At 65.3% G+C, this 15,012-nt stretch carries 17 protein-coding genes; 11 read left to right on the top strand and 6 right to left on the bottom strand.

The window, feature by feature from the left end:
- Genes tmk through HZB49_RS09080 form a run of 5 tightly spaced genes read left to right on the top strand, consistent with a single transcriptional unit; the run spans position 1 to position 5,269 of the window.
- A complete protein-coding gene (gene tmk, locus HZB49_RS09100) occupies positions 1-690 on the top strand; it encodes a dTMP kinase (protein ID WP_291610300.1) in 690 nt (229 codons plus the stop codon).
- Positions 687-1,730: a DNA polymerase III subunit delta' gene (locus HZB49_RS09095; protein WP_291610298.1), complete on the top strand. Its 1,044-nt coding sequence runs from the start codon at positions 687-689 to the stop codon at positions 1,728-1,730. Before tmk ends, HZB49_RS09095 begins: the two co-directional genes overlap by 4 nt.
- Positions 1,731-1,783: 53 nt before the next feature.
- Entirely contained in the window at positions 1,784-3,679 is a 1,896-nt protein-coding gene (gene metG, locus HZB49_RS09090; RefSeq protein ID WP_365857183.1) for a methionine--tRNA ligase, read from the top strand.
- Positions 3,680-3,683: 4 nt separating this feature from the next.
- On the top strand, positions 3,684-4,475 hold the full coding sequence (locus tag HZB49_RS09085; protein WP_291610295.1) for a TatD family hydrolase: 792 nt from the start codon (positions 3,684-3,686) through the stop codon (positions 4,473-4,475).
- Positions 4,472-5,269: an MBL fold metallo-hydrolase gene (locus HZB49_RS09080; protein ID WP_291610294.1), complete on the top strand. Its 798-nt coding sequence runs from the start codon at positions 4,472-4,474 to the stop codon at positions 5,267-5,269. The genes HZB49_RS09085 and HZB49_RS09080 overlap by 4 nt, the downstream gene beginning before the upstream one ends.
- Here the strand turns inward: HZB49_RS09080 and HZB49_RS09075 are convergent.
- Positions 5,266-5,850: a hypothetical protein gene (locus tag HZB49_RS09075; protein WP_291610292.1), complete on the bottom strand. Its 585-nt coding sequence runs from the start codon at positions 5,848-5,850 to the stop codon at positions 5,266-5,268. The genes HZB49_RS09080 and HZB49_RS09075 overlap by 4 nt on opposite strands.
- A 76-nt stretch (positions 5,851-5,926) precedes the next feature.
- Between HZB49_RS09075 and HZB49_RS09070 the strand changes: the two genes are divergently transcribed.
- From HZB49_RS09070 to HZB49_RS09060, 3 genes are all read left to right on the top strand, one after another.
- On the top strand, positions 5,927-6,472 hold the full coding sequence (locus tag HZB49_RS09070) for a DUF2975 domain-containing protein (RefSeq protein ID WP_291610291.1): 546 nt from the start codon (positions 5,927-5,929) through the stop codon (positions 6,470-6,472).
- A gap of 8 nt (positions 6,473-6,480) precedes the next feature.
- Positions 6,481-6,723: a helix-turn-helix transcriptional regulator gene (locus HZB49_RS09065; RefSeq protein WP_291610289.1), complete on the top strand. Its 243-nt coding sequence runs from the start codon at positions 6,481-6,483 to the stop codon at positions 6,721-6,723.
- Positions 6,724-6,852: 129 nt separating this feature from the next.
- Positions 6,853-7,893, top strand: coding sequence for a BBP7 family outer membrane beta-barrel protein (locus HZB49_RS09060; protein ID WP_291610287.1), 1,041 nt, complete (start codon positions 6,853-6,855; stop codon positions 7,891-7,893).
- A 166-nt stretch (positions 7,894-8,059) separates the two neighbouring features.
- Here the strand turns inward: HZB49_RS09060 and HZB49_RS09055 are convergent, their stop codons facing one another.
- From HZB49_RS09055 to HZB49_RS09045, 3 genes are all read right to left on the bottom strand, one after another.
- On the bottom strand, positions 8,060-9,703 hold the full coding sequence (locus tag HZB49_RS09055; protein ID WP_291610285.1) for an acyl-CoA synthetase: 1,644 nt from the start codon (positions 9,701-9,703) through the stop codon (positions 8,060-8,062).
- A 245-nt stretch (positions 9,704-9,948) separates the two neighbouring features.
- A complete protein-coding gene (locus HZB49_RS09050) occupies positions 9,949-10,755 on the bottom strand; it encodes an enoyl-CoA hydratase/isomerase family protein (protein ID WP_291610283.1) in 807 nt (268 codons plus the stop codon).
- Positions 10,756-10,789: 34 nt separating this feature from the next.
- Complete coding sequence (locus tag HZB49_RS09045; RefSeq protein ID WP_291610281.1) at positions 10,790-11,554, bottom strand: hypothetical protein; 765 nt, start codon at positions 11,552-11,554, stop codon at positions 10,790-10,792.
- 152 nt (positions 11,555-11,706) lie between these two features.
- On the opposite strand from HZB49_RS09045, the gene nthA reads away from it, so the two are divergent.
- The 3 genes from nthA to HZB49_RS09030 are packed head-to-tail and all read left to right on the top strand — an operon-like array spanning position 11,707 to position 13,396.
- Positions 11,707-12,342: a nitrile hydratase subunit alpha gene (gene nthA, locus HZB49_RS09040; RefSeq protein WP_291610279.1), complete on the top strand. Its 636-nt coding sequence runs from the start codon at positions 11,707-11,709 to the stop codon at positions 12,340-12,342.
- Complete coding sequence (nthB, locus tag HZB49_RS09035; RefSeq protein WP_291610277.1) at positions 12,342-13,001, top strand: nitrile hydratase subunit beta; 660 nt, start codon at positions 12,342-12,344, stop codon at positions 12,999-13,001. Before nthA ends, nthB begins: the two co-directional genes overlap by 1 nt.
- Positions 13,001-13,396, top strand: a complete 396-nt coding sequence (locus HZB49_RS09030) for a nitrile hydratase accessory protein (protein ID WP_291610276.1) — start codon at positions 13,001-13,003, stop codon at positions 13,394-13,396. Before nthB ends, HZB49_RS09030 begins: the two co-directional genes overlap by 1 nt.
- Positions 13,397-13,399: 3 nt before the next feature.
- Here the strand turns inward: HZB49_RS09030 and HZB49_RS09025 are convergent, their stop codons facing one another.
- Together HZB49_RS09025 and HZB49_RS09020 are read right to left on the bottom strand one after the other, a co-directional pair.
- A complete protein-coding gene (locus HZB49_RS09025) occupies positions 13,400-14,671 on the bottom strand; it encodes an adenylate/guanylate cyclase domain-containing protein (RefSeq protein WP_291610274.1) in 1,272 nt (423 codons plus the stop codon).
- Positions 14,672-14,681: 10 nt separating this feature from the next.
- Entirely contained in the window at positions 14,682-14,996 is a 315-nt protein-coding gene (locus HZB49_RS09020) for a YdhR family protein (protein WP_291610272.1), read from the bottom strand.
- Positions 14,997-15,012 lie beyond the last annotated feature (16 nt).

Genomic DNA, 15,012 nt, shown 5'->3' with positions numbered 1-15,012 from the left:
ATGGGTGAGGCAGCTTCAGTCAAGCGGCCGGGCGGGCGCGGCAAGTTCATCTCCTTCGAGGGCGGGGAGGGCTCGGGGAAATCCACCCAGATCAAGCTGCTGGCGGAGCGGCTGGCGGCAGCAAAACTGCGTGCCATCGTCACCCGCGAGCCCGGCGGTTCGCCGGGCGCCGAGATCATCCGCCATCTCGTGCTGTCGGGGATGGGCAGGCTGCTCGGGCCCGACGCGGAGACACTGCTGTTTGCCGCCGCCCGCGACGACCACGTCCGCACCGTGATCCAGCCGGCGCTGAGCCAGGGCACCTGGGTGCTGTGCGACCGCTTCTCCGATTCCACGCGCGCCTACCAGGGCCGGCTCGGCAACGTCTCGCCCGGCGTGCTCAATGCCATGCAGCGGGTCACCATCGGCGATCTCAAGCCGGACCTGACCATCATCCTCGACGTTCCCGTCGAGGTCGGGTTGAATCGGGCGGCGGCGCGGCGCGGTGCGGGCGAGCCGGATCGCTTCGAGTCCGAGGACATCAACTTTCACCAGGATCTGCGCGACGCCTATCGCCAGATCGCGGCGGAGGATCCCGAACGCTGCGTCCTGATCGATGCTTCCGCCAGCCCGGATGCGGTCGCAGCCCAGGTGTGGACCGCCTTGCGCGACCATCTTTTCGCGGCGGCGACCACGGCATCGCCGGCATGAACGCGCGCAAGACCGCAGAAGAGATTGCCGTCAGACATCCGCGCGAGACCAGCGACCTGTTCGGGCATCGCGAGGCGGAGCCGGCGCTGCTGAACGCCTATCGTGGCGGCCGGATTCCACACGCCTGGCTGATCGGCGGCGCGCCGGGCATCGGCAAGGCGACGCTGGCCTACCGGATGGCGCGCTTCGTGCTGGCCCATCGCAATGCGCAGGCGCCGGCCGTGCAGCGCGCGCAGTCGCTGGCGCTCGATCCCGGCGACCCGATCGCGCGCCAGGTTGCCGCCGGCGCGCATGGCGGACTTCTGGTGCTGGAGCGCGGGCTGAACGATCGCGGCGTGCTGCGCACGGTGATCACGGTCGATGAGACGCGCGAGACCATCTCCTTTTTCGGCTCGACCGCGGCCGTCGAGGGCTGGCGGGTGTGCATCGTCGATACCGTCGACGAACTCAATCCGAACGCAGCCAACGCGCTGCTGAAGATCCTCGAGGAGCCGCCGCAGCAATCGCTGTTCCTGCTGGTCAGCCACGCACCGGCGCGGGTACTGCCGACCATCTTGTCGCGCTGTCGTAAGCTGCCGCTGCGCCCGCTTGCGACCGGCGACGTGGTGCGCGCCGCGGCCCGTGCGGCGGATATCGACGCGGACGATCCGGCGCTGCTTGAAGCGGCCGAGGCTTCCGAAGGCAGCGTGTCACGGGCGCTGACGCTGCTCGGCGGCGATGCGCTGAAACTGCAGCAGCGCACCGCCGCGCTGTTGGCGAGGTTGCCGCAGGTCGATCCGCGGGAACTGCACGCGCTCGGCGAGTCACTTCCCCTCAGCGACCGTGTCGCGCTCGCAGCCTTCGTCGACGGCGTCGAACACTGGGTGAGCGAGCGCCTGCACGCGGATTCCGACGCCAATGCGAACCTGCCGCGCCTTGCACGGCTGGCGGAGGTATGGGAAAAGATCGCCCGCGCGGCGCGCGATACCGCAGACTACAATCTCGAGCGAAAGCCCTTCGTTTTCTCGGTGTTTTCGCAGCTCGCGGAAGCGACACGCTAGACCGGCGAATCGCAAGCGCAACAAATCCCGTTCAGGCGACAAAGGAATTCGTGGTGGCCAGGAAGACGAAATCTTCGAAGAAGAAAAAGGCGAAGAAGACGACGGCCGCCGCAACGAAGAAGCGCGCCCAGAAGGCTGCCGTGAAGAAGGCGAAGAAGTCGACCAAGAAAGCCAGGAAGTCCGCAACGAAGGCGGCTCCGAAGAAGGCCGCCAAGAAATCAGCAAAGAAATCTGCAAAGAAGGCGAAGGCTCGCAAATCAGCTGCTGCGCCGAAAGCCAGGAAGGCGCCGCCGCCAGCTGCGCCTAAGCCTGCACCCAAAGCGGCAGCACCGAAGCCCAAGCCTGCACCGGCCGTCAGGCCCGCGCCGGCCGCAAAGCCGGCGACGGCTTCGCGCAGCAACCTCTTCTACATCACGACCGCCATCGCCTATCCGAACGGCCAGCCGCATATCGGCCACGCCTATGAGGCGATCGCAACCGATGCCATCGCACGCTTCCAGCGCCTCGACGGCAAGGACGTGTTCTTCCTGACCGGCACCGACGAGCATGGCCAGAAGATGATCCAGACCGCCGCGGCCGAGGGCATGACGGCGGCCCAGCTCGCAGACCGCAACGCCGCGCGCTTCCGCGAGATGGACGAGACCCTCAACGTTTCCTTCGACCGCTTCATCCGCACCACGGAGCCCGCGCATCACAAATCGGTGCAGGTGGTCTGGAACCGGATGCAGCAGAACGGCGACATCTATGTCGACACCTATGCCGGCTGGTATTCGGTGCGCGACGAGGCCTATTACGACGCGGAAGAAACCACCGTCGGCGAGGACAACGTGCGCCGCGGCCCACAGGGGACGCCGGTCGAGTGGGTCGAGGAAAAGAGCTATTTCTTCCGGCTGTCCGCCTACCAGGACAGGCTGCTCGCGCTGTACGAAAGCCAGCCCGATTTCATCGGACCGGATTCGCGCCGCAACGAGGTGATGAGCTTCGTCAAAGGCGGGTTGAAGGATCTCTCGATCTCGCGCACCACCTTCGACTGGGGCGTGAAAGTGCCGAACGACCCCGAGCACGTGATGTATGTCTGGGTCGACGCGCTGACCAACTACATCACCGGCGTCGGCTTTCCCGATGAGACCGATCCGCGCTGGCGCTACTGGCCGGCGGACGTGCACATCATCGGCAAGGACATCATCCGCTTCCATGCGGTGTACTGGCCGGCTTTCCTGATGTCAGCCGGCGTGCCCGTGCAGAAGCGCGTCTATGCCCACGGCTTCCTGTTCAACAGGGGCGAGAAGATGTCGAAGTCGGTCGGCAATGTCGTCGACCCCTTCAACCTCGCCAAGCAGTACGGCGTCGACCAGGTGCGCTACTTCTTCCTGCGCGAGGTGCCGTTCGGGCAGGACGGCAACTACAACCACGAGGCCATCGTGGCGCGGATCAATGCCGATCTCGCCAACGACCTCGGCAATCTGGCGCAGCGCTCGCTGTCGATGATCGCGAAACAACTCGGCGGCGTGCTGCCGGAGCCCGGCGAATTCACCGACAATGACAAGGCGATCCTGGCGCAGGCCGACGGCATGATCGGAATTGCGCGCACCGCCATGGCGACGCAGCAGATCCATCAATGGCTCAACGCCGTGTGGGCTGTGGTGGCCGAAGCCAACCGCTACTTTGCGGGCGAGGCGCCGTGGGCGCTGGCCAAGACCGATCCGGCGCGGCAGAAGACGGTGCTCTATGTCACCGCCGAAGTGGTGCGGCAGATCGCGATCCTGGCGCTGCCGGTGATGCCGGCGTCCGCCGACAAGCTGCTCGACAGCCTCGGCGTCCCCGCAGGCGAACGCAATTTCACGGCGCTCGGCGGCGCCAGACGCATCGCACCGGGCACGGCGCTGCCGGCACCAGTCGGCGTGTTCCCGCGTTATGTCGAGCCGAAAGAGCCAACCGACGGCCCATAGAAACATGCTCGTCGACAGCCACTGCCACCTCGATTTCAAGGACTTCGCCGAGGACCTCGACGCCATTGTCGCGCGCGCGGAAGCCGCCGGCGTCGGGCGCATCGTCACGATCTCGACGCGGGTGAGGCGGCAGGCCGCGCTGCTCGCGATCGCCGAGCGCTTTCCCAATGTCTATTGTTCCGTCGGCACGCATCCGCACGAAGCCGACGAGGAAGACGGCATTGCGGCGTCCGAACTCATCGAACTCACAAGGCATCCGAAAGTTGTGGCGCTGGGCGAGGCGGGCCTCGATTACTTCTACCAATACGGCTCGCGCGAGGCGCAGGCGCGCGGCTTCCGCGCCCATATTGCAGCGGCCCGCGCCACCGGCCTGCCGCTGGTGATCCACACCCGCGAGGCGGACGAGGATTGCGGCCGCATCCTCGAGGAAGAAATCGCCAAGGGGCCGTTCAAGGCCGTGCTGCATTGCTACACCGGCGGGCGGGAGCTCGCGATGAAGGCGATCGGGCTCGGCCTGTCGATCTCGTTCACGGGCATCCTGACCTTCAAGAAGTCGGAGGCCCTGCGGGCGCTGGCGGCTGAGTTGCCCACCGACCGCATCATGGTGGAAACCGACGCGCCGTATCTGGCGCCCGGCAAGCATCGCGGCAAGCGCAACGAGCCGTCCTATGTCGTCGAGGTCGCCAGGGTGCTGGCAGAGACACGGGGTGTCAGCCTCGAGGAAATTTCGCGGCAGACCACGGAAAACTTCTTCCGGCTGTTCTCCAAGGTGCCGGCGGCAAAGGCTGCGGCATGACGCTGACACTGACGATCCTCGGCTGCGGCTCCTCCGCCGGCGTGCCGCGCCCGGCGCTCGGCTGGGGGCGCTGCGATCCCAACAACCCCAGGAACCGCCGCCGCCGCTGCTCGCTGCTGGCGGAGCGGAAATCGGGCGACGGCGTCACCCGCGTCGTGATCGACACTTCGCCCGATCTGCGCGAGCAGCTCATTGATGCCGATGTCGATCATCTTGACGCGGTGTTCCTGACCCACGAGCATGCCGACCAGACCCACGGCATCGACGATCTGCGCTCGGTGGTGCTGCACCAGCGGCGGCGCATCCCGACCTACTTCAACATGTCGACCGCCAAGGACATCATGGCGCGGTTCTCCTACTGCTTCATCACGCCCGAAGGCAGCGAGTACCCGCCGATCCTGACCCGGCATTCGATCGAGGCCGGCGAAAGCCAGGAAATCCTGGGGAAGGGCGGGGCGATCACGCTCACCGCCTTCGACGTGCAGCACGGCAGCATCCCCTCGCTCGGCTATCGCATCGGCGATGCCGCCTACACGCCCGACGTCAGCGATATCCCGGAAAAGAGCTGGCCGGCGCTGAAAGATCTCGACCTCTGGATCATCGACGGGCTGCGGTATGCGCCGCATCCCAGCCACTTCTCCGTCGACGATGCGCTGTCCTGGATCGCGCGCTTCAAGCCGAAGCGTGCCGTCATCACCAACATGCATTCCGACCTCGATTACGAGGTGCTGCGGCTGAGCCTGCCGGAGGGCGTGGTGCCGGCCCATGACGGGATGCGGCAAAGGCTCGGCTAGGACGCACAGCGCGGGATTTTGTCCACGATGGCATGCTCAGGCGCCAGCGTCCGCAGATCGACGTCGCGCGCGAGCGTGACATAGGCACCGGTCTCCGCCGTTCGCAGATAGCTGGTGAGATGGACGGGACCGTCCGGCAACTCGCTCGCCCTGCAGGCCTGCGGCTGTACCGAAATCGAGATCGAGCCGCGCTCGCCGCTGCTCTTTTTCGCAATCAGTTCGGTGCGAAATGCTGTGAGGCGGGGCAGGTCGGCCTCGTCGATGCGGTAGGCAAAGACGTGGCTGTCGGCGCCTGCCTCACGCGCAAGCTCCGAAGGCGCCGGCAATTCACGCAGCACAAAATCGCGCGCTTCCTCCGGCGCGCGGCCGACGCGCACGGCGATGCGGAGCGACACGCCGTTCGGCCGCGGCCGCAAGGCACGCGGCAGCTTGATCGCGGCGCGCAGCTGCGCGGGGTCCGACGTCTCGAAATCGACCCGGGCAAGCTTCACCATCGACGTGACCGGCATATGGCCGCAACCGGCGAGGGCGAGGGCGACGCAGGCGCGCAGGCAAGCGTGGAGCAGGGGCCCATAATCCATCAAAACAACCCTCCTTGACGATGATTTCTTATTGTAATACGATAATTAGATGTCGCGTCAATGGTAGGAGCAGACCATGCCCGCTTTCGCCAATTCCAACCGCCTGCGCCGCTTCTCCAATGCCATGGTGATCGTCACCACACTCGGGATGGTGCTGATCGGCGTCGCGATGTGTCTCGTGTTCGTCATCCCCGAATGGACGCGCAATCTGCTGCTGGCGCGGCTGGGCGAGGCCGGGCGCGACCTCGCGCTGACGCCGGACCGCGTTGCCGCGGGCGCTGCTGTCATGGCCATTCCCGTCGGTGTGCTGCTGTTCGGCCTGTGGCAGGCGCGCGCGCTGTTTGCGGATTTTGCCGAGGGGCGCGTGTTCACGCTGACCAGCGCCCGCCGCCTGCGCAACTTTGCGGGCAGCGTGCTGGCGCAGGCGGTGCTCGGACCCGTCTCGTCGACCGCGCTGCTGCTGGCCTTCACGTTCAGCAATCCGCCGGGCAGCCGTCAGCTCGGGATCGCGCTGTCGACCAACGACTATCTCGCGCTGATCATAGGCGGCGTGCTGCTGGCGGTCGCCTGGGTGATGGTCGAGGCGACGCGGATCGCCGACGAACACGCCTCCTTCGTGTGAGCCGCGCCATGCCGATCGTCGTCAATCTCGACGTCATGCTGGCACGGCGCAAGATGCGCTCGAAGGAACTCGCCGAGCGCATCGGCATCACCGAGCAGAACGTCTCGCTGTTGAAGAGTGGCAAGGTGAAGGGCGTGCGCTTCGACACGCTTGCGCTGATCTGCGAGGCGCTCGACTGCCAGCCCGGCGACATCCTCGAATATCGCAACGACGCCGCGGACGATGCCGTGCCGCTGCGGAAGAGGGCGTAGGGCAATCGATGTGTTGTTCAGGCAACACCCGGTATCTTTCAGGCTTTTCCGATGCCTTTCTTGGGGGCCATGCGCTCTCTTTTCCCGGGTTTGCAGTAAGAATTACGCAGTACGTGACGGGAGAATTCGATGAATCGGATGGTTGCAGGAATTGCAATTGGGCTTGCCGTGAGCGGGTCCGCACTGGCTGCTGACCTCCCGGTCAAGGCTCCCGTCCAGCCGCAGGTGGCCGCAGGCCCGGCCGTCTGGGTCGGGCTCGAAGCCCTGTACATGACCCAAAGCACGAACCGGTTCGAGTTCGCTCGCCACAGCGGCACCGATCAGAGGTTCTTCGCGGACCAGGACCGCGACTGGAAGCCCGGCGCACGCTTCACCGTCGGCGTAGCGATCGACCCCTTGAGCAGCATCGAGATGTCCGGATTCTTCCTCACGGGGACCGGGTCGTCCGCGTCTGCAAGGAGCCCGACCGACAGTCTGGATGCGCGATTCCTGGGTACGGCCGTCGGCTATCCCGGCGTCAACATCGCCCCGACGATCGGCGGGACGGCGATCGACATATTCAGCGGTTCGCGCCGCATCGACGTGAACCTCAATTCGGAGATTTGGGGCGCCGAAGGGAATTATCGCCGGCGTGTCGCGTTGGGCGGACCAAACGCAAGGGTCGATGTGCTGGCCGGATTCCGCTATGTCCATTTAGGCAGCACGATGAACGTGTTCAGCGACGACGATGGGATCGGTACGAGATGGCTAGGCTATCTCAACGTCAACGCGCGCAACGACCTCTACGGCGCACAGCTGGGATTCGATGCCCGCTACGATTTCAGCCCGGCGTTCTCCCTTGGACTGGTCGCCAAGGGTGGCATCTTCGCGAACAACATCTCGCGCAATCGCGTCATGAACACCGTCGATGGAGCGGGTGTATTCGCAAACGTGTACAATGACACGGTGTCTACGACGAACTTCGCCGGCCTTATCGAGGTTTCGCCGACCCTGATCTACAAGATTGGTGCGCGCGCCGAGGTGTTTGCCGGCTACCAGGCGCTGTGGCTGACCGGCGTGTCGCAGGCGCAGCAATACTACCTGAACGCCGGCCTCATCGCGGACAGTTCGGTGCCCACGTCCTCGGTCCTCTTTCACGGCGCGCGTGCAGGCCTCAAGGTAGGCTTCTGAGGCCGGAATATAGTGCGTATAGTGCGACCGACGCGGTAGGCGATGCCGTGCCACTGCGGAAGAGGGCGTGAGCCTTGAACCCGTCATTCCGGGGCGATGCGAAGCGTCGAACCCGGAATCTCGAGATTCCGGGTCTGGTCGGACCAGCCCGGAATGACGCCAAAGATCAGGCCGAAATCGCCTTGGCCGACTCCACCTGGTTGCGCAGCAGGAATTTCTGGATCTTGCCCGTGGACGTCTTCGGGATGGCGCCGAACACGACAGCCTTCGGCGTCTTGAAGCCTGACATATGGGTGCGGCAATAGGCGATGATCTCGGCTTCCGTGGCCTTGGCACCTTCCTTCAGCTCGATGAAGGCGCAAGGCACCTCGCCCCATTTCGCGTCGGGCTTTGCCACCACGGCGGCGAACAGCACGGCCGGGTGCTTGTAGAGGACGTCCTCGACCTCGACCGAGGAAATGTTCTCGCCGCCGGAGATGATGATGTCCTTGGAGCGGTCCTTGATGATGACGTAGCCGTGCTCGTCGAGCACGCCGAGATCGCCGGTGTGAAACCAGCCGCCGGCAAACGCTTCCCTGGTCGCTTTCTCGTTCTTCAGATAGCCCTTCATCACGATATTGCCGCGGAACATCACCTCGCCGATGGTTTCGCCGTCGCGCGGCACCTCGCGCATGGTCTCGGGATCGAGCACGGTGACGGCTTCCTCCAGCGGGTAGGGCACGCCCTGCCGGCGCTTCATCTGCGCGCGCGCTTCCGGCGAGAGTTCGTCCCAGCCCGGCTGCTCGGCGCAGACGGAGGCGGGGCCATAGACCTCGGTGAGCCCATAGACATGGGTGAGCTTGATGCCGATGCTCTCGGCGCCCTCCAGCACCGCGACCGGCGGCGCCGCACCCGCAATCAGGCCGACCACGGGCCTGGCCTTGGCGCCCTTGGGCGCGCCGGACGCGTTGATCAGGGTGTTGTAGACGATCGGCGCGCCGCACATGTGGGTGACGCCGTGCGCGGGGATCAGCTCGAAGATCTTTGCCGGATCAACCTTGCGCAGGCAGACATTGACGCCGGCTGAGGCCGCCACGGTCCAGGGAAAGCACCAGCCGTTGCAGTGGAACATCGGCAGCGTCCAGAGATACACCGGATGCTGGCCAAGGTTGCCTGCGAGGATGTTGCTGACGGCGTTCAGATACGCGCCGCGGTGATGCGTGACGACGCCCTTGGGATTGCCTGTCGTGCCCGAGGTATAGGACAGCGCAATCGCGTCCCATTCATCCGCCGGCAGTCGTGCCACGAAGTTCGGATCGCCCTGGGCCACGGCCGCTTCATACTCGATGGCGCCGATGCGCCGGCCGCCGGCAAACGACGCATCGTCGACGTCGACGACGAAAGGCTTTGGGCCTTTCATCAGCGACAAGGCTTCCACAATCACGGTGCAGAATTCGGGATCGACCACGATGATTTTTGCGCCGCCGTGATCGAGCTGGAAGGCAATCGAAGGCGCGTCGAGACGGATGTTGAGCGCGTTCAGCACGCCGCCGGTCATCGGGACGGCAAAGTGCAGCTCGTTCATCGCCGGAATGTTCGGCAGCATCGCCGCGACCGTATCGCCGGTGCCGATGCCGCGGCCGGTGAGCCAGGACGCGAAGCGCCGGCAGCGCGCATAGGTTTCCGACCAGGTGAAGCTGCGGCCTTCATAGACGGCGCTGACATGGTCCGGGTAAACGGCGGCGGAGCGCGCCAGGAAGCTCAGCGGCGTCAGCGGCACGTAATTGGCCGGGTTCTTGTCCAATCCGATGCTGTACTGGTTCGCGCTCATCTGCATTTCCTCCAGGCGACAGTCTCTTGTGCGGCACCTTACGAAGCCGGCGCCGTTTGGTCATCCATGATCGCGCTGGGCGCAGCAGGGCCCGATGCCTCGGGCGGAGCCAAAGCCGCTATCGACATTAAGGATTCCGCCTTAACTATCTGATCCAATTGTATATATTTATATTCCATAATATACCTTATGCGAATCGTGGATATGGAGACTGGGGTTTGGATGAGCGCCGTCGCACGCCCGACCTACCGTCCCCTGAACTTCGGCTTGCGCCGCTCCAGAAACGCGGCAACGCCTTCCTTGTGGTCTTCGGTCAGGCTTGCCAGCGCGAACTGGTCGACGTCCATGTGGCTGGCGAGATCGTCGAGCGCGTGCGCGAGGCGGTTGACGGTGAGCTTGGTCATGGCGACCGAGAGCGGCGGCTGGTCGGCGATCTTTGCGGCGAGCTCCATGGCCACATCGAAGGCCTTGCCGGGATCGGCCACCTGCTCCACCAGGCCCCATTCATAGGCTTCGTCCGCGGTGATGCGCTGGTCGGCCAGGATCACGGCCTGCTTGGTGCGGGCCGGGCCGATCAGGTGCAGCATGCGCGGCACGCTCTGCCAGCTCATGTTCATGCCGAGCCCGATCTCCGGCACGCGCAGATGGGCGCTGCGCGCCATGACGCGGAAGTCGAGCGCGACGGCCAGCGCCACGCCGCCGCCGATGCAGAAGCCCTCGATGGCGCCGATGGTGATCTGCTCCATCTCCTGCCAGGCGCGCGTCATGCGCGGCCCGAGCTTCAGGTGCCGGCGCAACGTGCCCAGGTCCATGGCGCGGCGCGCCCTGCCTTCGGGATCCTTGAGATCGAACCCGGCGGTGAAGGATTTTTCGCTTCCGGTCAGCACCACGACCGAGGTCGAGGCATCGTCCTCGAAGCTGCGCGCGGCGTTGGTCAGCTGCCGCATCGCTTCCGGCGACAGGGCGTTGACGCCGTCGCCGCGGTCGAACCGGACGATGGCGATGCGACCGTCGGGGCCATGCCCCTTCTCGATGGTGACAAACTCGGACAACGCAAACCTCCCTGCTCGCTTTTCTTGGTTGGTCTTACAGATGACCCGTGCGCTTGTGCTCGGGCTGCGCGCTTTCGACGGGAAAGCGGATCGTGGTGCCGATGGTGATCCAGCTCGCGCCTTCGCCGGTGATGTTATGGCCGAGGATGACGTCCACGGAGAAGATTTCGCTCGGCCGATAGCGCAATCCGGTCTGGAAGCGCGGCCGCAACGCGCTCGGCGCATCCGCGCTGCCGGCCTGGCCGAACGCCTCGATGGTCCATTGCAGCGTGTCGGTGAATTTCCAGTCGAAGCCGATACCGTAAAGCGCAAAATGCTTGTCAGTCGTGCGGTCCCAAAGCCAGCCGCCATTGAGGTTGATGCGCATGGTCTCCGAGAGGCGGTACGTTGCCGGAATCACCGCCTGCACCGTGAGGTTTTCGCCGGTCGCGACATCGAAGGCACCGGCGGCGTAGAAGGAGAGGCCGAGCCGTCCGACGCCGGTCGGCATCAGGTTCACCTTGGCCTTGGGCGCGACGGAGGTGCCCCACTCGCCGTCGCTTTTGGCGCGGTTCGTCAGCATGCTCAGCTCGACCGGCTTGAGCTTGAACGGATCGACCACGCAGGAGGGATTGGCGACGGCGGTGAAATCGGTGTTGGTGGCCATCGACAGCCAGCTCTCGATCTTGCAGGAGCCGGCCTCGCCGATATCGGCGGCATCGACCGCATAGGCGTTGTTGGCCGCCCTCGCCTCGTCCGCGAGCCACGGCAGAATCGCCAATGCCGCCACCCCGGCGGCGCGTGCTGCCCTCGTCCCCATGGGTGAAATGCTATCAGCAGTCTCTGCCTCGACATAGCCCGGTTTTTGCGCCGATCTCTGTTTGAGAGCATGATCCCCCGGGTCGAGCCCGAGGGCATGCTTTTCGGAAAACCGGTCTCCACTTTTCCGGATCATGCTCTATCTTCCCACCCATGTCCGGGCACGACCACGACCATCATCACCACGATCACGATCATTCCGAGCTTTCGGAAACGGAGCTGCGCGTCCGCGCGCTGGAATCGATCCTGACCGAAAAAGGCTATGTCGATCCGGCCTCGCTCGACCTCCTAATCGATCTCTATGAGAAGAAGATCGGCCCGCGCAACGGCATCCGCGTGGTGGCCAAGGCCTGGACCGATCCCGACTATCGCGCGCGGCTCCTGAAGGACGCCACGGCTGCGATCGCCGAACTCGATTATTCCGGCCGCCAGGGCGAGCACATGGTGGTGGTCGAGAACACGCCCGGCCAGCACAACATGGTCGTGTGCACGCTATGCTCCTGCTACCCGCATCCGGTGCTGGGGCTGCCGCCGGTCTGGTACAAGTCCGCGCCCTACCGTTCCCGCGCCGTTTCCGACCCGCGCGGCGTGTTGAAGGATTTTGGCGTGACCCTGCCCGACGCGACCAAGATCCGCGTCTGGGATTCCACCGCCGAAATCCGCTACCTCGTGCTGCCGATGCGGCCCGAGGGCACCGAGGGCTGGAGCGAGGAAAAGCTCGCCGCGCTCGTCACCCGCGACAGCATGATCGGCACGGGATTGCCGAAGCAGCCAGGCGAGGTTTCCTGATGGACGGCGCGCATGACATGGGCGGCGTCAAGGGGTTTGGGCCCGTGGTGCCCGAACCGGACGAACCGGTGTTTCACGCGGAATGGGAGCGCCGCGCTTTTGCGCTGACGTTGGCGATGGCGCGGCCCGGCGGCTGGAACATCGACATGACGCGCTTTGCCCGCGAGAACCGCCCGCCACAGGACTATCTGAGCAAGACCTACTACGAACTCTGGCTCGCCGGCCTCGAGACGCTGATGATCGAGCGCGGGCTGGTGACCCACGAGGAGATCGAGGCAGGCCGGGTGCTCGCACCGCCAAAGCCCGGCGTGAAGCCGGTTGCGCCGCAGGAAGTGACGCCGGCGATCCGCCGCGGCGGGCCGACCGAGCGCACGCCATCCGCGCCGGCGCTGTTCAACGTCGGCGACGTCGTGCGGATGAAGGACATCCACCCCGTGACGCATACGCGCCTGCCGCACTATGTCCGCGGCCGCCTTGGCACCATCGAGAGCAACCACGGCTGCCACGTCTTTCCCGACGTCAATTCGCTGGGCCGGGGCGAGGATCCGCACTGGCTCTACACCGTGCGTTTCGACGGGCGCGAGCTGTGGGGCAAGGAGGGCGATCCCACCCTCTCCGTCTCCGTCGATGCCTGGGAACCCTATCTGGAGCGCGCCTGATGGAATTGACGCCAAGACTAACTCCAAGTCAGGCCATGCATGCCGCGGTCGCCGTGCCCGGCGTGCCGCGCGACGAGGATGGTCCCGTGTTCCGCGAGCCCTGGGAGGCGCGCGCCTTCGCCATGGCGCTGGCGCTGCACGAGGCCGGCGTGTTCTCCTGGAAGGAATGGGCGGAGACGCTCGGCGCCGAGATCAAGCGCGCCCAGGCCGCCGGCGACCCCGATACCGGCGAGACCTACTACCGGCACTGGCTGGCGACGCTGGAGCGCCTCGTCGCCGCCAAGGGGGTGGCGACGACGGAGCTGCTGCATCGCTACCGCCACGCCTGGGATCACGCCGCCGACCGCACGCCCCACGGCAAGCCGATCGAGCTGACGGCGGAGGATTTTGGCTAGACGTCAGGCCGTCATGGCCCGGCGCGCCGCCTTCGGGCCGACCACGTGCCAGACCTCGATCGGACCGGCGCCCTTCACGTTGATCGTCCCCCTGGGCTCGCAGTCGAACTGGTCCTCGACCAGTTCGAAGGTATTGCGCGTGATCTGAACGATCCCGCGCTCGCCGTGCGATTCCATTCGGCTCGCCATGTTCACCGTCGAGCCCCAGAGGTCGTAGATGAACTTCTTGCGGCCGATGACGCCAGCCACCACGGGGCCGGAGTTGATGCCGATCCGGAACGCCAGCTTGCGGTCGCCGAACGAACGGGTCGCCACCTCCTCCCGCATGTCGAGTGCGAGCTGCACCAGGACGGCTGCATGATCGGGCCGCTCGCGGGGAACGCCGGCGGCTACCATGTAGCAGTCGCCGATCGTCTTGATCTTTTCGAGATCGTACTTCTCGACGAGATCGTCGAAACACTGGAAGACGTCATTGAGCAGATTGACGAGGCGCAGCGGGCTCATGGTCGCCGCCATCGGCGTGAATTCGACGACATCCGCGAAAAGAACGCTCGCCGCGTCATAATGCGCGGCAATGGTGCTCCGGTTGACCTTCAGCGCTTCGGCGATCTCCCTGGGAAGGATGTTGAGCAGCAGCGTCTCCGAGCGCTCCTGGAAATAGTTCCGCTGCCCGACAAAGTAGTGCATGAACACGAACACGATGCCGATCACCGTGCCCAGGTTGAGCACGAAGAACCAGGTGACGAAGGCATCCGGCAGCCCGACAGGAACGAGGTAGGGCTGCACGATTGCGGTTGCGACAAGGAGCAGGACGAAGCCCACGATCCACAGCACGGTTTCGCGAAGCCCTTCGACCAGCAGGGATATCAGCGGACAGAGCGCGGCCCAGATGATCACCGCGCTGGATTCCCTGAAGCCGCCGAGGCTGATCGTCACCAGCCACGGCAATATCAGGGTCATCAGGAGCTGGGAGAAGCGGTAGACGCGCAGATTGCGCGTCCAGCTGAAGATCAGCGTGTTGATGGGCGCGACGACGGTATAGGTTGCCGGCACGGCGGCCGCCAGCGGCGCTCCGGCCGCGAAGTAGATCGCCGACCACAGTGCCGTCAATGGCAGGGTGCCGACGCCCAGCAGGACAAGCAGTTGCCGCTGCAGCGCGACGTCGCTGCTCTCGCGGGGGCCGGCACCAACCCTCCCGGCCCAGGCGACCAGCCTCGCCGCCAGGCCGGATGCCGTACTGGTTTGCCGTATATCTGCTGATGGATCGTCCGGCATGTGCGCCCAGTTAGGCCGCCACGCTGATCGTACCCTCGCGGTTGTCCACCATCACGGGCGAATGCAGATACTCGATCTGCGGCGGCACGCCATATTTGCCTTCCACGAACTTGCGCCATTCGGCCGTGTAGACGCGATCGGCATCGGCGCGCGATTGCCAGACATAGATTCCGCCGGCGCGCCTGCCGTCCTCACTGACGAAATAGTTCTTGCGCAAGAGCCCGGCGAGCCCCTGATATTTCGGGGCCGTCGACTGAAATGTCTTCTTCATCTCGGCGAGCGTCGTGGGCGTCGCGAGATTGAAGGTGACGATGGTGACGATCATATCGCATCTCCCGCTG

Source organism: Bradyrhizobium sp. (genome assembly GCF_016219575.1).
In the GTDB taxonomy this organism is placed as follows: Bacteria; Pseudomonadota; Alphaproteobacteria; order Rhizobiales; family Xanthobacteraceae; genus Bradyrhizobium.
Note: the sequence above shows the minus strand (reverse complement) of the source record. Positions and strands in the feature narration are given on the sequence as shown.

Bases quoted from the DNA above. Each gene is read 5' to 3' on its own strand.
- HZB49_RS09025 (WP_291610274.1), bottom strand. From the start codon at position 14,671: ATGCCGGACGATCCATCAGCAGATATACGGCAAACCAGTACGGCATCC.
- nthA (WP_291610279.1), top strand. From the start codon at position 11,707: ATGTCCGGGCACGACCACGACCATCATCACCACGATCACGATCATTCC.
- HZB49_RS09065 (WP_291610289.1), top strand. From the start codon at position 6,481: ATGCCGATCGTCGTCAATCTCGACGTCATGCTGGCACGGCGCAAGATG.
- tmk (WP_291610300.1), top strand. From the start codon at position 1: ATGGGTGAGGCAGCTTCAGTCAAGCGGCCGGGCGGGCGCGGCAAGTTC.
- HZB49_RS09070 (WP_291610291.1), top strand. From the start codon at position 5,927: ATGCCCGCTTTCGCCAATTCCAACCGCCTGCGCCGCTTCTCCAATGCC.
- HZB49_RS09030 (WP_291610276.1), top strand. From the start codon at position 13,001: ATGGAATTGACGCCAAGACTAACTCCAAGTCAGGCCATGCATGCCGCG.
- HZB49_RS09045 (WP_291610281.1), bottom strand. From the start codon at position 11,554: ATGGGGACGAGGGCAGCACGCGCCGCCGGGGTGGCGGCATTGGCGATT.
- HZB49_RS09085 (WP_291610295.1), top strand. From the start codon at position 3,684: ATGCTCGTCGACAGCCACTGCCACCTCGATTTCAAGGACTTCGCCGAG.
- HZB49_RS09075 (WP_291610292.1), bottom strand. From the start codon at position 5,850: ATGGATTATGGGCCCCTGCTCCACGCTTGCCTGCGCGCCTGCGTCGCC.
- HZB49_RS09020 (WP_291610272.1), bottom strand. From the start codon at position 14,996: ATGATCGTCACCATCGTCACCTTCAATCTCGCGACGCCCACGACGCTC.
- HZB49_RS09055 (WP_291610285.1), bottom strand. From the start codon at position 9,703: ATGAGCGCGAACCAGTACAGCATCGGATTGGACAAGAACCCGGCCAAT.
- HZB49_RS09080 (WP_291610294.1), top strand. From the start codon at position 4,472: ATGACGCTGACACTGACGATCCTCGGCTGCGGCTCCTCCGCCGGCGTG.
- HZB49_RS09095 (WP_291610298.1), top strand. From the start codon at position 687: ATGAACGCGCGCAAGACCGCAGAAGAGATTGCCGTCAGACATCCGCGC.
- HZB49_RS09060 (WP_291610287.1), top strand. From the start codon at position 6,853: ATGAATCGGATGGTTGCAGGAATTGCAATTGGGCTTGCCGTGAGCGGG.
- nthB (WP_291610277.1), top strand. From the start codon at position 12,342: ATGGACGGCGCGCATGACATGGGCGGCGTCAAGGGGTTTGGGCCCGTG.